Annotated in this window: 16 protein-coding genes; 4 read left to right on the plus strand and 12 right to left on the minus strand. The window is 35.3% G+C overall.

The features are described 5' to 3' along the window. Window positions 1-33 precede the first annotated feature (33 nt). From holA to typA, 9 genes are all read right to left on the minus strand, one after another. Window positions 34-1,020, minus strand: coding sequence for a DNA polymerase III subunit delta (gene holA, locus B5E95_RS03985; protein ID WP_087175808.1), 987 nt, complete (start codon window positions 1,018-1,020; stop codon window positions 34-36). Then, window positions 1,017-3,305 (minus strand): DNA internalization-related competence protein ComEC/Rec2, encoded by a 2,289-nt coding sequence (locus B5E95_RS03990; protein ID WP_087235628.1) that lies wholly within the window; start codon window positions 3,303-3,305, stop codon window positions 1,017-1,019. The genes holA and B5E95_RS03990 overlap by 4 nt, the downstream gene beginning before the upstream one ends. Next, on the minus strand, window positions 3,274-3,972 hold the full coding sequence (locus B5E95_RS03995; protein ID WP_087235629.1) for a helix-hairpin-helix domain-containing protein: 699 nt from the start codon (window positions 3,970-3,972) through the stop codon (window positions 3,274-3,276). Before B5E95_RS03995 ends, B5E95_RS03990 begins: the two co-directional genes overlap by 32 nt. 77 nt (window positions 3,973-4,049) lie before the next feature. Beyond that, on the minus strand, window positions 4,050-5,084 hold the full coding sequence (locus B5E95_RS04000; protein WP_025005025.1) for a SepM family pheromone-processing serine protease: 1,035 nt from the start codon (window positions 5,082-5,084) through the stop codon (window positions 4,050-4,052). Further along, window positions 5,068-5,562, minus strand: coding sequence for a pantetheine-phosphate adenylyltransferase (coaD, locus tag B5E95_RS04005; RefSeq protein ID WP_025005026.1), 495 nt, complete (start codon window positions 5,560-5,562; stop codon window positions 5,068-5,070). The genes B5E95_RS04000 and coaD overlap by 17 nt, the downstream gene beginning before the upstream one ends. Before the next feature lie 2 nt (window positions 5,563-5,564). Beyond that, the gene (gene rsmD, locus B5E95_RS04010) at window positions 5,565-6,113 is read right to left on the minus strand and encodes a 16S rRNA (guanine(966)-N(2))-methyltransferase RsmD (RefSeq protein WP_025005027.1); all 549 of its coding nucleotides are present in this window, start codon (window positions 6,111-6,113) and stop codon (window positions 5,565-5,567) included. After that, window positions 6,110-6,454: a DUF2129 domain-containing protein gene (locus B5E95_RS04015; RefSeq protein WP_025005028.1), complete on the minus strand. Its 345-nt coding sequence runs from the start codon at window positions 6,452-6,454 to the stop codon at window positions 6,110-6,112. The genes rsmD and B5E95_RS04015 overlap by 4 nt, the downstream gene beginning before the upstream one ends. Next, window positions 6,451-7,632 carry an FtsW/RodA/SpoVE family cell cycle protein gene (locus tag B5E95_RS04020; RefSeq protein ID WP_087175803.1) on the minus strand — a complete coding sequence of 394 codons (1,182 nt, stop codon included), beginning with the start codon at window positions 7,630-7,632 and terminating at the stop codon, window positions 6,451-6,453. Before B5E95_RS04020 ends, B5E95_RS04015 begins: the two co-directional genes overlap by 4 nt. A 95-nt stretch (window positions 7,633-7,727) precedes the next feature. Further along, the gene (gene typA / locus B5E95_RS04025) at window positions 7,728-9,575 is read right to left on the minus strand and encodes a translational GTPase TypA (protein WP_025005030.1); all 1,848 of its coding nucleotides are present in this window, start codon (window positions 9,573-9,575) and stop codon (window positions 7,728-7,730) included. A gap of 251 nt (window positions 9,576-9,826) precedes the next feature. On the opposite strand from typA, the gene def reads away from it, so the two are divergent. From def to B5E95_RS04050, 4 genes are all read left to right on the plus strand, one after another. Further along, the gene (gene def, locus B5E95_RS04030; protein ID WP_025005031.1) at window positions 9,827-10,381 is read left to right on the plus strand and encodes a peptide deformylase; all 555 of its coding nucleotides are present in this window, start codon (window positions 9,827-9,829) and stop codon (window positions 10,379-10,381) included. Window positions 10,382-10,724: 343 nt separating this feature from the next. Continuing rightward, the gene (locus B5E95_RS04040; protein ID WP_025005032.1) at window positions 10,725-10,946 is read left to right on the plus strand and encodes a DNA-dependent RNA polymerase subunit epsilon; all 222 of its coding nucleotides are present in this window, start codon (window positions 10,725-10,727) and stop codon (window positions 10,944-10,946) included. A 6-nt stretch (window positions 10,947-10,952) separates the two neighbouring features. Next, the gene (gene rnjA / locus B5E95_RS04045) at window positions 10,953-12,632 is read left to right on the plus strand and encodes a ribonuclease J1 (RefSeq protein ID WP_087175802.1); all 1,680 of its coding nucleotides are present in this window, start codon (window positions 10,953-10,955) and stop codon (window positions 12,630-12,632) included. 45 nt (window positions 12,633-12,677) lie between these two features. Further along, entirely contained in the window at window positions 12,678-13,625 is a 948-nt protein-coding gene (locus B5E95_RS04050) for a diacylglycerol/lipid kinase family protein (protein ID WP_087235630.1), read from the plus strand. Between the two features lie 50 nt (window positions 13,626-13,675). Here B5E95_RS04050 and recD2 read toward each other — a convergent pair whose 3' ends face one another. From recD2 to B5E95_RS04065, 3 genes are read right to left on the minus strand one after another with little or no spacing between them, the layout of a single operon-like run. Then, on the minus strand, window positions 13,676-16,030 hold the full coding sequence (gene recD2 / locus B5E95_RS04055; protein ID WP_087235631.1) for an SF1B family DNA helicase RecD2: 2,355 nt from the start codon (window positions 16,028-16,030) through the stop codon (window positions 13,676-13,678). Further along, window positions 16,030-16,674 (minus strand): tetratricopeptide repeat protein, encoded by a 645-nt coding sequence (locus B5E95_RS04060; RefSeq protein WP_087235632.1) that lies wholly within the window; start codon window positions 16,672-16,674, stop codon window positions 16,030-16,032. The genes recD2 and B5E95_RS04060 overlap by 1 nt, the downstream gene beginning before the upstream one ends. Then, on the minus strand, window positions 16,674-17,333 hold the full coding sequence (locus tag B5E95_RS04065) for a histidine phosphatase family protein (RefSeq protein WP_025005037.1): 660 nt from the start codon (window positions 17,331-17,333) through the stop codon (window positions 16,674-16,676). The genes B5E95_RS04060 and B5E95_RS04065 overlap by 1 nt, the downstream gene beginning before the upstream one ends. Window positions 17,334-17,494 lie beyond the last annotated feature (161 nt).

A 17,494-nucleotide genomic window follows, 5' to 3' on the forward strand; every position in this document is an offset into this window, starting at 1 on the left:
GAAGAAATTTGATTTCTTCTCTCTTTTTTTGCTTTAAACAGATAATACAAACAACTTTAAGAAATTGTCTTCATGATATGTTCCATTTTTGTAATTAAACTCCAGTTGAATTGCTTTTTGCAATAACTGCTCTAATTTAGACACATTTAACTTATTTTTTAAAGCCAATTTTACTCTATAGGGATGGACGCCGAGTTCTTTCACAATTTGTACTTCGCTTCTACCCCTTTTAGCTAGAATTTTTACCACTAATATTAATTCTAATTGGTTTTCAAAAACTGCTAGCAGTTGAATCGGATTTGTACCTTCTCTTAATTGATTATCAAGACGCTCTATGGCTTCTTGATAATTTTTATTTAATGCGGCCTCTAAAATAGCAAAAATATTTTGCGCTAATGATAAATCCACGTTCTGCATAACGGATTTTTCAGTGATCTTATTATCACTAGCTGCCATCTTTAATTTCTGATAATTACTTAAAATAGTATCAATAACTTGATCGCTGCGTTCAATTAATAGTTGCAAAGCAGATTGCGTAATAGTATATCCTTCAGCTTTAATAAGCGATTTTACTACTGCCCCTACTTCATAAGAACGAATAGTTGGCTCAACCACATTAAACTGCTTTAAGACCGTCTTAGTCAGCTTTTTACGACGATCAAGTTTATCATATGAAGCAACAATTACCACTACATCTTCTAATTCATTTAGATTATCAAAAATTTTCTGTAAATCATCCATCTGTTTCTTTAGCTTTTTTGGTACCTTTGCCGTTAAGAAAAATGGATTCTTTATAAGGATTAATTTATTTTCACTAAATAAACTTGATTCTGTCAAACTAGCAATTAATTCATCCAAACCATCATTTTCACAATCTACACTGACATGCTCTAAGTCCTTAAATTGATCTTCTTTAATATATGAATTAGCTAGATAATCATTAAGAAAATCATCTCCACCCCAAATCAAAGTATGGGGGTTATTATTATTCGTATTTTTAAATAAAGAAAGTAAGGTCATTTTTTACCCCGCTTCAAAAAGTAATTAAATTCTGATTTTTGCATTCCACCATAATACCAGCTAATCATACCACAGTCTTGGGTTGAAACCCATGGTATCTGTTGTTCACTAAGCGTGGTTAGCGTCTCTTGATGTGGGTGACCAAAACGGTTCTTTCGTCCTGCTGAAATAAAAACTTTTTGCGGATGAATCACTCGTAGAAAATCCGGATTGGATGAGGTTTTACTGCCATGATGTCCCAATTTGAAATAATCAACAGATAAATTGGATTTCTGCATAATCTCTTTTTCTCCTTCCTGGCCTAAATCTCCTGTAAAAAGCCAATTCTTATTGGCGACTCTAAAGAATAAACTCAAAGAATCCTCATTCTTTCCTTCTCCAGGTTGGTACGGATAAACCACATTAAACGTAATTTTAGGCTCTTTTACTTGCATCCCTGCCAGTAGTTCAACTAATTTAGTATGTTTAATTCGACCATTTAATCTTTTTTGAAAAGAAGGATTATTAATCAAACCTTTAGCCATAAAAATTCTTTTCACATGAACTTGCTCAAGTAGCGGCCCTAAATCACCAACATGGTCTGCATCCTGATGCGAAACAAATACTCCATCAAGTGTACTAATCCCCAAACTTTTTAGAAAAGGAATAGTAATACGATTGACTTGGGGTGTTACTTTTTTACCCGAAAAATTCAGCTTTCCCCCTGTGTCAATCATATATGCCTTGCGCAGAAACGGAGTAGTAATCAAAATACTATCTCCTTGTCCTACATCAATCAAGGTTACTTGTCCTCGCAACGGAAAATGTATCATGCCGAAAAATATTAGATAAGTGCTAATTAAAACCATGCTTAATTCTTTTTTATTAAATTTCCATTCCGGACGTTCTCTTAAAGCAATTATCAGCAACATTGTTATCAATATTAAAATTAAACACTGCCACCAATTTATTTTGCCAAATGTTAATAACCCTAATTGGGTATTAGATAAACTACCAATTGCTTTTTCACCCAATTCCAAAATCTGTTCAAATAATGGAGCCAATTTTTTAGTAAAGCTAAATAATACGATATTGGTAAACGTTACAGGCATAACACCCCAATTAAAATAAGGGACCACCATCAAATTAAATAAAACAGTCAGGAAATTAACCTGGTAAAAATAAAACAGTAATAATGGCGTTAATAGCACATTCAATAAAATCGATTGTTGCATTTTGCCAAATTTATTTGTCAGCTGTAGGCCTAAAGCCAACAAATAACTCAAAATTGCTCCAGCCATCATAAACAGACGTGGCACAATCATAATATGCAAAATGCAAGCTAAGCCCAATATATCAATTGCCGCTACTCGATATCCTTTGAATTTGCAAATTTTACCTAGAAAGTACGTTAAGCTGGCCCTAACAAATCCCGCTTGCCCATAGCTTAAAAAGATGCCCAACAATAGCACTGCGCAACAACAAATAAATGCTTCTTCATCTGTCATTTTTAAGTAAAAACAGATTGTACTAATTATTAAGACGTATAATCCAACGTGCAAACCAGAAATGCTTAATAAGTGAATAACTCCCAAATCACGATAATTATTCAGAATTTCTTGATTTTCTTGCGCATTATTTTCACCTAAAAGTAATTCACTGGCAAAAAAGCCTAATAATTGTGGCATTTTTTGAAAATATTTTTGCAAATTAAAGCGCAATTTATGCAAACCAGTAATTACGCCATTTGATTTGACAGCCTTCATCTCGCAGCTAAAATATTTTATCTTTTGAGTGATTCCTTTTGCCGCGTAATAAGTTTGATAATCAAATTCGCCAATATTAGTTGCAGGTTCAATAATTCCGCATTCACCTTTAATCTGGCTAACTATCAATGGCAGTCCTTGCTTTAAATTATTTTCTTGTTCAGTTGGTACTTTGCCACTTATTAAGATTTTCCCCTGCTTAAAATGACCTACGCCCGTTAAATAATTATCTTTAACACGAACTTGATCGGGATAAATCTGTATTTGACTTTGCTCAGATAATTCAAAATGCACTTCTTTTTTATTCAAAATAATCGAACCAATAAATAGAGTGACTAGTACTAAAACCAATTTCAGACTAGCTGCATATTTTTTTAACAATAAAAAGGAAAAATAACCAGCAGCAGAAATGCAAACTATTTTTTGACTGAATGAGTCACAAATAAATGCTAAAAAAGAGATTGCAATCAATAATAAAGCTGTTAATAAATAAAATCCAACATCATTTTTAAACAGTGAGTTGATCCTTGAGACTGGCAAAAGTCTTCTCTCCTATTCCTGATACCTGCATTAAATCCTCCACTTTTTTAAATGAGCCATTTTGTTCACGGTAGGCAATAATTTGCTCTGCTTTCTTTTCTCCTATTCCCGTTAATTTCTGTAAGCCAGCTACATCTGCTGTATTTAAATTAACCTTTTCCCCACTTCCTTGATTTTCAGAGGAGCTATTAGCAGCCGCTGAAGCTGAATTATTGCCCGTACCAGCAGTTAATGCACTATCTACTTTTTCGCCTTTATACGGAATATGAATCTTGTCTTGATCCTTTAATAAAATAGCCCGATTAATCGTCTTTAATTGCGCTTTATCCGTAGTTCCACCAGCGGCTTCAATTAACTCTTGCAATCTAGCCCCATTTTTTAACGTATAAACTCCCTGATGCTTAACGGCACCTGAAATATCGCAAGTTACTGTTTTAGACTCAGAAGAAGCAACATTAGACGCGTTGCTTGCTGAACTAGCATTAGCCGCAGAATTATCATTTGAGCTCATATTACTGGACTGACTTACTTTCTGATTATTATCAAATGAGGGCCCCTCTGCCCCATCTCCTTTTTTAAGCCATAGTCCACCTAGTAGCAATACAACCGCTACAATGAAATATAATTTCTTTTCCAACACAAATTCTTTAATTTTTTCAAAATCCATAAAATTTCACCTCTACTATTTAATACGCAAAAAAAGCCCAGAATTTTTTCTGGACTTTAATTTTTTTGCAAAAATTTTTAGTAATGTGATTTCAAATAGTTCAGAGCATCATCAAAAGTATCTACTGGAACTATTTTCATCTTTGTATGGATTTTTTTAGCGGTTCTTTTAGCTACAGCATAATTAGTTTCACTCTTTTTCACGCTTGATGAATCAGTTGGGGCAAAGAAGACTTCTGCTCCTTCTCGGCTGGCTGCTACTACCTTTTTATCGACCCCACCGATAATGCCGACCTTACCTGTTGGTGAAATTGTGCCTGTACCGGCAATTTTATGTCCATGACTAAGATTTTGCTTGCTGAATACTTCGTAACTTTCCAAAGTAAACATTAAACCAGCAGATGGACCACCGATTTCGCCAGCATTAATTGCTAGTTTAGGCTTAGTTTTAACTTCAACATGTTCAACTAGCTGAATACCAATTCCCGGTTTATTGGTTCCCTTAACTTTAACAACTTTACCGCTGATCTTCTTCGTTTGTTTTTCTCTTAAAACTGAAATAGTTATTTTGGAACCAATTTTTTGCTTACGTAAATATGTCATCATTTCTTCTGTTGAATGAAAACGATGACCATTTGCACCTAAAACAGTATCTCCGATTCTGAGTTTATGCTTAAAGCTAGAATTCTTTTGAACTTCCATTACATAAACGCCTAAATACTGCAAACTATGCTTTTTACCGGCCTTTTTAGCTGCATAATAAATCGCATTTTGTTGACTAGTTTCCATATACCAATCTTGCAACTCATTATATTGCACACTAGTCTGACCACCGAGTAATTCCTTGCTAGGAACTCGTTCATCATACGGCTTAGTGTAACTCCACAAGTATTGCAAAATAGATGCCGGCCTACTAGTTACGCTAACGGTGACTAAGTAAAAATTATCCGGCTTTTTATTTTTGGATTTAATAAACTGACTCACCGGAACCGCTTCACCCGGAGATTCAATAAAATAATCCGTTGGCCAAAATATTAATATACCAACAACTAAAATAGCAATAAGTGCAAGCAGCCAATTTCGTAATTGATGCTTCTTATTCTGCGTATTCATTGTTTAATTTCTTTCTTAAAGCCTTAGCAGCTTTTTCAGGTAAAAATTGACTAACGTCTTTGTCAAATCTAGCCAATTCCTTGATCATGCTGGAAGCTACAAACGAATTTTCTGGACTGCTAAACAATAAAACTGTGTTAATATCCGGAGCCAAGCGTTTATTAATTCCCGCAATTTCTTGTTCATATCGAAAATCAGCACTATTACGGACTCCACGTACTATTGCCTTAGCTTTTAATTCATGAGCCAAATCAACTGTAATCTCATCTGGCTTTTCTAAAACTTCGATGTTAGCAATATCTTTTAATGCATCCCTCGCAAAATCAGCTCTTTCTGCTGGAGAAAACAGATAATGCTTAGAAGTATTAGTCATTGCTACTAAATAAACTTTTTCAAAAATTTGAGCTGCTTTTTTTGCCGTTTCAATATGTCCATTTGTGATAGGATCAAAACTCCCTGGAAAAAGTGCAATAGTCATTTCTAATCCTTTCGATAAATTCTCACAATCGTTTTACCCAAATGGTGTTCCTTAATTAAGGAAAAGCCACTGATATCACCCAATTCAGTGTGATCATCAGTCTCTGCTACCACAGTTGCATTTGCATTCAACAATCCCAACTTATCCATTTGCAACATATCTTTAGCAATTTTTTCTTTAGCATATGGTGGATCCAAAAATACTAAATCAAATTTCTCTTGATTTTCTGCAAACAATTTTAATGCAGCATTGCTGCGCATATTATAAACGCTAAAACGATTTTCTTCTTTAGTTAAAGCTACATTCTTTTTAATAATAGAACAGGCGGCATGATTTATATCCACCAAACTGGCATGGTCGTATCCTCTTGACACGGATTCTATTCCTAAAGCACCGCTACCAGCATATAAATCTAAAACATTACCACCATTAAAAAATTGTCCTAATGAGTTAAAAAGCGATTCTTTAACTTTATCACTAGTAGGCCGAGTTTTATTGCTTTTTAAAGTAAATAAATTTCTTTTAGCATATTTTCCTGAAATGATTCTCATTGCATTTGATCCTCATTCTTTTCTTGTTCAAGTTGTAACTTTTTCTCCGCTTCTTTAGCCATTTCAACCAACTGCCCCTCAATATGTTGGCTATCTAAATTGACTTTTTCTTCTGGAGAAATTTCTACGTGATTTACAAAATCTAATTGTGCTATTTCATTTTTTAACTCTTTAGCTTCTTTGCGATTCACATACAGAACACAGTATTTCATATTCTTAGAGAAATAAACGATGTCACCATAATGACGCAGTTTGTATTGATCACTAACAGATCTTAGATAAATAATTAGTGCTACTCGTTTGGTTAAACGAGTATTTTCTATCTCTTGATTGATACTCACGCTATTGTTTCATCCTTTTCTTTGAGCATTTTTTCATTAGCAGATACATTTAAAACTAGCCCAATTGCGGCCGTTAAGACAATCATAGAAGAACCACCATAAGAAATAAATGGTAAAGTTACCCCGGTAATTGGTAATAATCCCAATACAGCTCCGATATTAAAAAATGCTTCAGTAAAAATAATTGTGGCAACGCCAAAACAAATTAGAGCATCAAATTGAGAAACAGCATGAATTCCCACATTCATGATTTCCAGCATTAAGTAAAATAATAAGCCAACTAACAAAATAGTTAAAATTACTCCAACTTCTTCAGCTGTAATTGACAAAATAAAATCAGTATATGGCTCTGGCAAATAGCCTCTTTTTTGCATACTATTGCCTAGCCCTACTCCTAATACGCCACCATTATGAATGGCATAGTACGAGTTAACTAACTGAGCTCCACCTTTTCTTTCTAATTCAAAGGGATGCAAAAACGACATTAATCGTTGAAATTGGTAACTCTTTTGCAAAAACTCAGGATTCCAAATAATGATTATAAGAACCACCAAGCCAATAACAAGTGCTATACCGATTAGCCAAGTTAAAGCTAATCTAGCTGGTATACCGGATACTGAAAACATTACTAGAGTAATCATAAACAGAATTGCAGTACCACCTAAGTCTGGCTCAACAATAACTAAGCACATTAAAAATGCAGCTAAAATAGCAGGGTGTGATAAATTATCCTTAATCTTACCTTTAACCAATTTACCATCCCTATGGTCTAAAACATAAGCCAAGTAAATAACTAAAGCTAATTTAGTGACCTCTAGTGGCTGTAAATTAATAAAACCTAAATTAATCCAACCTACAGCACCATTAACCGCTGCCGAACTATGGAAGAAGCGCAAAAAGACTAACCATAACAGCATTAAAATACAAATAATTAAAAAGCCCGCCACAAATTTAGGACTTTTAAATACCTTTATTTTTAGTGCAAAAAATGGAATACCAAAAAATAAAAATGCTACTAAAGCATAAATCGCTTGTCTAATACCATAAACACTTGGCTTAAAACCATTAACTAATAAAATATCTGAACTTGCTGAATAGACCAAAACTATCCCCAGAACTACCAAAATTAGATATGGGATAAATATACGATAGTTAAGGTATCTTAATTTTCGACGCACGAGCGTTGCCCCTTTTATGAAATAATACTTTTTCATTATAAAACAAAAAGGCCACCACTTCTATTAAGTGATGACCTTTTTAAGGTTATCTAAAATTAACCATTAGCACGAGCACGCTTCTTATCAGCCTTTTGACGCTCTGAAGTATTCAAGATCTTCTTACGTAAACGAATTGATTCTGGAGTTACTTCACAGTATTCATCATCGTTCAAGAATTCAATAGCTTCCTCAAGAGTCAAAGTTCTAGGGGTCTTAATTGCAGCTGCGTGGTCCTTACCTGCAGCACGAGTGTTAGTTAAGTTCTTACCCTTAGTTACATTAACTGCAATATCACGTTCACGTGATGATTGACCAACAATCATACCTTCGTAAACTTCAACACCAGCACCGATGAATAATTCACCACGTTGCTCAACTGATTGAAGTGAGTAAGTAGTTGATTGACCTTGGTTAATTGATACCAAAGCACCATTACGACGGCCTGGGTTCCAGTTCTTAACAACTGGCTTGTATGCTTCAAAGGTGTGGTTCATGATACCGTACCCACCAGTTTGTGACATGAATTCATTGTTGTAACCAATCAAACCACGTGATGGAACTAAGAATTCAAGACGAGTTTGGCCGTTACCAGTTGATTCCATGTTCTTCATTTCACCTTTTCTTTGTGAAAGTGAATCGATAACTGAACCAACGTATTCATCTGGAGTATCAATTTGAACAGACTCGAATGGTTCACACATAGTACCATCAATTTCACGGTAAATAACCTTAGGACGTGAAAGTTGTAATTCGAAGCCTTCACGACGAAGTTCTTCAACCAAGATTGAAAGGTGAAGTTCACCACGACCAGAAACAGTCCATGCGTTTAATTGATCAGTAGGTTCAACCTTTAATGAAACATCAGTACGAGTTTGACGGATCAAACGATCTTCAAGCTTCTTAGGAGTTACTTGGTCACCTTCACGACCTGCAAATGGTGAGTCGTTAGCAACAAAGTCCATTTGAAGGGTTGGTGGATCAATCTTAAGAAGTGGCAATGCTTCTGGATGTTCTGCTGAAGCAATTGTTTCACCAACGTAAATATCATTAATACCACTAATAGCAATGATATCGCCGGCCTTAGCTTCTTTAATTTCGTTACGCTTCAAACCGAAGTAACCAAATAATTTAGTAACACGGAAGTTTTGAGTAGAGCCATCACGCTTCATAACAGTGATGTTGTCTCCAACTTTAACCTTACCGCGGTAAATTCTACCAACACCAATACGGCCAACGTAGTCATCCCAGTCAAGCATTGTGATTTGAAATTGTAAAGGCTCATCTGAATTGTCGATTGGAGCAGGAATATTCTTAATAATGGTATCAAAGATAGGATCCATAGTTTCTTTTTGAGTACTTGGATCTGCATCATATGATGAAGTACCATTCAATGCTGATGCGTAAACAACTGGGAAGTCAAGCTGTTCATCGTTAGCACCTAATTCGATGAAGAGTTCAAGCACATCATCCAAAACCTTCTTAGGACGAGCACCTGGACGATCAATCTTGTTCAAAACAACAATTGGCTTTACACCGGCTTCCAAAGCCTTCTTCAAAACAAAACGAGTCTGTGGCATTGGACCTTCATAAGCATCAACCAAAAGTAATGCTCCGTCTACCATGTGCATAACACGTTCAACTTCCCCACCAAAGTCGGCGTGACCTGGTGTATCCAAGATGTTGATAGTAGTATCCTTGTATCGAACAGCAGTATTCTTAGATAAAATAGTAATACCACGTTCACGTTCAATAGCGTTTGAGTCCATAGCACGATCTTCCAGATTCATATGTTCTGGTAAAGTATCAGATTGCTTCAATAATTGGTTAACCAAAGTAGTTTTACCGTGGTCAACGTGGGCAATGATAGCAATATTTCTAAGATCGTCTCTTCTTTTTTCTGACAAAAGTATTCCTCCCCACTCTTCAATAAAAAAACTGTGACTCTGTCACAGTTTCGGTAACGCAGTAGCGCCTTATCGAAGTGCTTCTATTTTTGATCTGTATAGTTACGTTAGTGAATTTTACCACCTAACTGCACGCGGGTCAACGCTTAACAATAAGTTAACTTTTAATTGTTTTCATCTAAAATCAAGCAAAATCGCTTAAAATATGGTAAAAATATATTAGATAAGTTTTTTAAAAAGGAGTAATTATTTTGATCTTAATGAAAGATATCGTGCGTGACGGCGATCCCGTTTTACGCCAAGTTGCTAAGCCTTTAACTTTTCCGCTTAGCGACCACTACAAGCAATTAGCAGAAGATATGATGGAATATTTAGTTAATTCACAAGATCCAAAGATCGCTGAAAAACATCAACTTAGAGCAGGTGTTGGATTAGCTGCTCCACAAGTTGGCGAAGGCGTTCAAATGGCTGCGCTTTTAGTTCCTGATGATAAAGGTGAAATCATCTTTAAGGAAGTTTACGTTAACCCAGAAATAGTTTCTGAATCCGTACGTCAAGCTTGCCTTAGCGAAGGTGAAGGTTGCCTTAGCGTTGACAAAGTAATTAATGGTTACGTACCACGTCCAGACAAGTTAACTATTCATTACTACACTGTTGATGGAGAAGAAAAAACTATTCGCTTGAAAGATTATCCAGCTATTGTATCTTCTCATGAAATCGATCACCTTAATGGTCATCTTTTCTATGACAGAATTAATAAAAAAGATCCATTTGCACTTAAAGAAGATACTGTGGTTATTTCTTAATTGTTATTTAACCAAAAAAAGAGTCTGCATAAGCAGGCTCTTTTTATATAATAAAAACCACTGGGTGACTGGACCAGTGGTTCATACATTGGGAATTAAGAAGATTGAAGAGACTTCTTATAGCGAGTAAATGAGTTTATTCATCATTCACTACAAATTCATAGTACAACTAATGTTATTTTACGTCAATAATTATCAAGAGAATTCCTTAATGATTTTCAAATGAATATAGATCTAAACATATTTATATACTTACCTTTACAAATATGATAAAATTTTTATTAGCTATAGAGTAATTTCACTCTAAATTGAACGTTTATACATTAATTAAGGAGAATCATTTATGATTTACAAAGTTTTGTATCAAAAAGACAAAATTGTCAACCCACGTAGAGAAACTACTCAAACTCTTTACATGGAAGCTGACAACATGGTCGAAGCAAGAAGTACGGTTGAGGACAACACCCCCTATAACATTGAACTCATCCAAGAATTAACAGGCAATTCTTTGGCTTACGAAAAAGAACACGCTGACTTTAAGTTAACTACGTTCGATAAGAAGTAATAAAGAGTGCGAATTAAAAATAATGAAGTAGCCGTTTATGCAATCGGGGGTTTGCATGAAATCGGTAAAAATATGTATTGTGTCCAGTATCAGGATGAAATTATCATCATGGACTGTGGTATTAAATTCCCCGAAGACGATTTATTAGGTATTAACTACGTTATTTCAGATTATTCATACCTAATCAAAAACCGTAAGAAGATTAAGGCTCTTGTAGTTAGTCACGGACATGAAGACCACATTGGTGGTATTCCATTTTTATTGGAAAAGATTCCTGAAATTCCTGTTTATGCAACTCCATTTGCCCTCTCATTAATCAGAGGCAAATTGGAAGAACATGGTATTTTGAAGACTACCGAACTGCATGAAGAACATGAAGATACGGTTTTAAAATTTAAGAAATTATCTGTTTCTTTCTTCAGAACCACACACTCCATTCCTGATACTTTAGGAATTGCTGTTCATACACCGCTTGGTGCTGTTGTCTTTACCGGTGACTTTAAGTTTGACTTAACTCCTGTTATGAATCAACCTGCACCAGATTTCCAAAAAATGGCTCAATTAGGTAAAGAAGGTGTACTTGCCCTTCTTTCAGATTCTACTAACGCTGAAGTTAGTCAATTTACTAAATCTGAAAGATTCGTTGCACAGTCGCTTCATAATATTATTACTGGTATTCATGGGCGAATTATTTTCGCTACATTTGCCTCTAACCTTTATCGTGTTTCTACAGCTATACAAGCAGCTATCGATACAGGTAGAAAAGTTGCCATTTTTGGACGTAGTATGGAAAATGGTGTAGATAACGGAATCGATTTAGGATACTTAAATGTTCCAAAGGATTTAATTGTTGATGCAGAAGAGATTAACAAGCTGCCACCTGACAAAGTTATGATTCTATGTACTGGATCACAAGGTGAACCATTAGCAGCTCTTTCAAGAATTGCCAATGGTACTCACAGACAAATAACTTTACAGCCTGGCGATACAGTTATCTTCTCTTCTAACCCTATTCCAGGAAACACATTGAGCGTTAACCACTTAATTAACAAATTAATGGAAGGCGGCGCTAATGTCATTCATGGTCGTGTTAACAACGTCCACACTTCTGGTCACGGTGGTCAAGAAGAATTAAAGATGATGGTTCGCTTATCTAAGCCTAAGTACATGATTCCAGTTCACGGTGAGTACAGAATGCAGGTTATTCATACACAGTTAGCACAAGAAGCTGGTGTACCTGCTGAAAATACTTTCGTGTTGTCCAACGGTGAAGTTGTTTGTTTTGGGCCAAATGGAGCTAGAATTGCTGGTAGAATCCCTGCAGGCGATGTTTATGTTGATACTTCGGGTACTGCAGATGTTGGTAATGTTGTCGTACACGATCGTCAAATTCTTTCAGAAGAAGGTTTGGTTGTCGCTGTAGCAACTGTTGATTACAAACATAAACGTGTCTTAGCTGGTCCTGATATTCTCAGTCGTGGTTTCGTCTACATGCGTGAATCAACTGAACTGATTAACCAAGCACAAAAGCACGTCTACCACGTTCTTCGAAATGAAATGGCTAAATCAGACAAGCCTAAAGAAAGTGATATCAAGAAGGCAATTTCTGAAAATCTTTCTGATTTCCTTTACTCTAAGACTGAACGGCGACCAATGATTTTGCCAATTATTATTGAAAAGAAATAAAAAATTAGACTCCTTCGGGAGTCTTTTATTTTGAATATAAGATATATGAATAAAAAAATTAAAGTACATTTATTAGTTAATGAAGTAGCTGGAAATGGAAATGCTGTTGCAGCTGACCATTCCTTGCAAAAGGTATTAAATAATCTAAATATTCCATTTAGTCATAAAAAGAGCAATTATCCTGGCGAACTCATTAAGTTGGCTGAAGATTATGCCAATAAAAATCCTAACCCAAATGATATTTTAATCGTTGTGGGTGGTGATGGATCTTTCAATGAGGTTTTAAATGGCATTAAAAGATCAAATTTCCCTGAAACACCTATAACATATTTACCTGCTGGAACTGGCAATGATTTTGCGCGAGGAGCTGGATTAACTAACGATCCTTTGCAACTAGTTAATAATTTATTGCAAGATCCCGAGTCGGAACGCGTTGATTGCGGATTCTTTACTTCAAATATAGCTAAAATGCCGCATGGTTATTTTGTTAATAATTTTGGAATCGGCTTTGACGCATTTGTTGTTCATGAAAGCAATAATGAGAAACTAAAGAAAAAGTTAAATCATGTTAATTTTGGTAATTTGATTTATGGCTTAAATATTATTAAAGCTCTTGCAAAACAGAATACATTTACGGTTACGATCAAAACGGCAAATGAAACTGTGCGCTACGGGGATGCTTATTTCGTGACTACTACCAATCATCCATATTTTGGTGGTGGAATTGCGATTTTACCCAAAGCTGACATTTACAGTCATCATTTAGATACTGTGATCGTAGAAAAGCCCAACTTATTCAAATTTATCCATCTTTTTGGCAAATTATTAAAAGATGGATCACATGTAAATGCTCCCCAATTTCACTATATAGAGGCTAAAGAGATTCAAGTTACAACTCAAAAGCCAGAGTTTGCACAAATTGACGGTGAAGATTATGACGCCCAAGATTTTAAATTAACATTTAAAATAGATCACTTTAATTTGTTGAAATAAGCAAAAAAGCTAAGGTTTTCATTCAGATGAATGATTATCTTAGCTTCTTTTTATAATTTAATATTTTCCATTCCAATCATTGGATCTATCTCACCTGAATAAATCTTTTCAGGCGTCAAAATATAATCCTCTGGTTCTTGTTTTTCAGATTCAGGTGCTGCAACTTCATCTTTTGTTTTTTCTTCACTAGTTTCAGTAACTTTAATACCCAATTGAGCACAGATTTTATCTGCCAATCCAGTTTTTCGATCATTTCCTGGCGTATTAAAAGCTGCTGCAAAGGCTCGTGGATCTCCTACTAAAACCAAATTTTTCTCAGCTCGAGTAATCGCCGTATAAAGCAAATTTCGTTTAAGCATCACATAGTTCTGCATAGTCAAATTCAAGATAACTAATGGAAATTCTGAACCTTGTGACTTATGAATAGTAATCGCATACGCTCTGGTTAAATCAGTTAAATCTTTTTTACCAAAACTTACTTCCCGATCATCAAAATTAGCAACCATGCATTCTTTAGAATTATCTTCATCGATACTAATTATTTTACCAATTTGGCCATTATAGATATCTTTTTCAGGATTATTTTGCAATTGTAAAATTCGATCACCAATTCTGAAAATTTCATTGCGTACTTCTAAAAATTTACTCTTAGCTTTAGGCGGATTCATTATTTCTTGAATAACATCATTTAAATTGTTTACTCCGCCGCTACCATGATACATGGCACTCAATACTTGGACATCATCCTTATCAAAGCCACGTTTTAAAGCTAATTTGACAATTTGTCCTACTGCATCCCCCACCAACTCAGGTCTACAGCTAATAAATGAATAATTCTTAGTCTTCTTAAATAAAGCTTGTTGGTCTCTGCCCTCATTTACATCGTGAGCCAGCGTAATAATCGTTGACTCATCCCCTTGTCGGTGAATTTGCTTTAAAACTGTAGTCGGAAAAGCATGTGACTTAATTAAATCGCTAAATACGTTCCCCGCACCGACAGAAGGTAACTGATCCTTATCTCCTACAAACACAATATGACGAGTTTGGTTAATGCTAGAAAGAAGCTGCTTAAACAAGAACATGTCGACCATAGACATCTCATCGATGATCAAAATTTCACCATTTAGCTCATTTAGATCTTCAGCATTTGCGTCTCCAATGCCTAACCCTAGAAGTCGATGAATCGTTTTGGCACTAATTCCGGTTATTTCTCCCATTCTCTTAGCAGCTCTACCAGTTGGCGCTGCTAATAAAAATGGTGGATCTTCACTATATAGCGATGAAGCAGGTATTTCTGCCAATTTTCTTAATGCTAGCAATATCCCATTGATAATAGTGGTTTTACCTGTCCCAGGACCACCTGTCAAAATTGAAATAGGATTGTTCAAAGCATTCTTGATAGCAAGCTTCTGTGTGTCATCATACTTAATTTTTAATTCTTGCTCCGCATCCTTGATAGCTTGTTCAATTTTCTTATCGCTATACTGTTCATCATCCTGTGCTTTTCTACTTTCCACCAAACTCTTCATAGAACGGGCAATATCGACCTCTGTTTGATAAATATTTTGTAAAAAAGCATTTTCACCATCAACTATTACTTTGCCCTTTTTCTGCAATTCATTTACACAAATCGCAATTGGATCAAATTGTGGGATTTGCAATAATTCTTTAGCACCAGTCAGTAAATCGGATAGTGGAACATAAGTATTGCCTTCACCACTCAAAGCGTCTAGCAGAACCTGATAAATGGCCCCATTTATTCTTCTTGGATCATCATTGGGTATCTCCAATTGCTTGCCGATGGTATCTGCCGTTTTAAATGCATAACCTGTAATTTCATTAACGGCAGCATAAGGATCCTCTTTTAATTTATCTAGAGCTGCTCCATGATAACATTGGTAAATCCTAGCGGCTACCTGTTTCCTTATTCCATATTGAGCTAGTTTTAAGACGATTTCAGAATAAGAATCCATCGAATTTAGACCCGACAATAAGCTATCTTTTTGCTTTTTAGTTAAAGATAACGTGTCGATTTTAGCAGGATTTTCTTTTAAAACATCTAAAGCATTTAATCCCAATTCTTCAATAATGGTACCCGCTGTTTTTTTACCAATACCTGGGAATTTATTAGAACTCAAATAATTAGTGAGTGAGCCTTCTTCATGAGGCATGATCGGCTTATAGCTATTAGCGCGAAATTGTAAACCGAATTTTTCATGCATAACCAGTTTACCATCGAAGCGATAGCTACTACCAATTTGCACATCACCAAAATTACCAGTTACCTTAATTTCGCTACGTGAATAATTTTCAAGTGAACCAATGATTTCAACATTGAGGATTTTATATAAATCTTTATCATTTTCAAAAACAATCCCGTTAATTTTACCGGTGAATTCGCTCATTACTTTTTCTTTTCCTTATCATTCAGCATTTTCATAATTGAAGCATATTGATCCATTGCCCGCTTATAGTATTTTTCATCCATTGCTTTCGCTTTTGCAAAATATGCTTCTGCCTGAGTTCGATCTTTTTCCATGGTAGAAACACCAAGCAAGAAATATATCTTAGCTGTTCGCCTATCTTTAGGAATCATGAGATAGGCTTGCTGGGCTTGAGCATTTTCGCCTAAGCTCATCCAAATATCCCCTAATAATTCTTGCACCTTATCATCAACTTTTTTGATTGTTAAAGCATACGCAAGAGCTTTTTGGCTCTGACATAATTTTAAATAAGTTAATGCCTTCTGATATAAAGTCAAATCGTCATTAGGAATTTGGTCCAATAATGCCAAAGCTTTATCAAAATCACCCTGCATATAGTAGCTAACAGCTAAATTGTAATTTAACTCTTGCGGCTTTTTAACTAAGTGCTGCGCTTGTTCCAACAGCTGCTGTGCCTGATCTACACTACCTTGTTCAATTAAATAAGTTGATAATTGCAAATAGTTTTCAATATTCTGTGGTTTTTGATCAATTTTTTGAACTAATAAATGAATCGCCTGATCAACCTTGCCATTATCATAAAGCTGTGCAATTTTTTTATCCATTACAGTGAATCCGTCTTTGATAACTTTCTGCCTAAATAACTAGTTTCGTTCCAAACAACTGGTTTAAAAGTCTTACCACCATCAAGCGTTTCAAGTACTGTTAAACTGGTATTGCTTAAACCGCCATTTTTACGAATATCTTTTAAAGGATAGCCTAACAAACCACCCATAATTGCTGATAAAGCTGCTCCATGACTGACTGCTAATACTTTATCATCATCATTCGGGAATCTTTCAGCCATTTCTTTAGCAAAAGACTTGCCACGAGCAATTACGTGTTCATAATCTTCACCATGTAATTCGGTGGGATCATACTTATCCGGATGATGCCAAAAGTTGTTCATTTGCTCAGGAAACTTCTTTTCTGCTTCCGCAAATTTCATTCCTTCCATATCACCTAAGTTAAATTCACGTAATCGTTCATCAATCACTACTGGCAAGTTGGCATTCATAGCATTATCAATACCTTGAGCAGTATTAAAGGCACGATCTAAAGGACTAGCAAAAATACCTCTAAACTTAGTTCCTTTTAAATGTTCACCTAACTTCTTTATATCTTTTAAGCTTTGTGGCAAGAGTGGTGAATCACCATGTCCACCTTGAAAACGACTTGCTAAATTCCATTCAGTTTTACCATGACGAACAAAATAAATTTGCATTTTTATCCCCCAAACATGTTTAATTGATATAACTAGTTTAGCACAATAGAGTAGAGGGAGTTTAATTCTCGCCCCTCTCATTGCACCGGACGTACGGTTCCGTATCCGGCGCTACATTTGTAATTCTTTACGAGATATATAATATTCTAGCGGATCGACCA

This window comes from Lactobacillus gallinarum, from assembly GCF_002160635.1.
In the GTDB taxonomy this organism is placed as follows: Bacteria; Bacillota; Bacilli; order Lactobacillales; family Lactobacillaceae; genus Lactobacillus; species Lactobacillus gallinarum.

Excerpts from the sequence above, each read along its gene's own strand:
- rsmD (WP_025005027.1), bottom strand. The coding sequence starts at position 6,113 with ATGAGAATCATTTCAGGAAAATATGCTAAAAGAAATTTATTTACTTTA.
- coaD (WP_025005026.1), bottom strand. The coding sequence starts at position 5,562 with ATGACTATTGCACTTTTTCCAGGGAGTTTTGATCCTATCACAAATGGA.
- B5E95_RS04060 (WP_087235632.1), bottom strand. The coding sequence starts at position 16,674 with ATGGATAAAAAAATTGCACAGCTTTATGATAATGGCAAGGTTGATCAG.
- B5E95_RS03995 (WP_087235629.1), bottom strand. The coding sequence starts at position 3,972 with ATGGATTTTGAAAAAATTAAAGAATTTGTGTTGGAAAAGAAATTATAT.
- B5E95_RS04050 (WP_087235630.1), top strand. The coding sequence starts at position 12,678 with ATGAATAAAAAAATTAAAGTACATTTATTAGTTAATGAAGTAGCTGGA.
- B5E95_RS04040 (WP_025005032.1), top strand. The coding sequence starts at position 10,725 with ATGATTTACAAAGTTTTGTATCAAAAAGACAAAATTGTCAACCCACGT.
- recD2 (WP_087235631.1), bottom strand. The coding sequence starts at position 16,030 with ATGAGCGAATTCACCGGTAAAATTAACGGGATTGTTTTTGAAAATGAT.
- holA (WP_087175808.1), bottom strand. The coding sequence starts at position 1,020 with ATGACCTTACTTTCTTTATTTAAAAATACGAATAATAATAACCCCCAT.
- B5E95_RS04000 (WP_025005025.1), bottom strand. The coding sequence starts at position 5,084 with ATGAATACGCAGAATAAGAAGCATCAATTACGAAATTGGCTGCTTGCA.
- B5E95_RS04065 (WP_025005037.1), bottom strand. The coding sequence starts at position 17,333 with ATGCAAATTTATTTTGTTCGTCATGGTAAAACTGAATGGAATTTAGCA.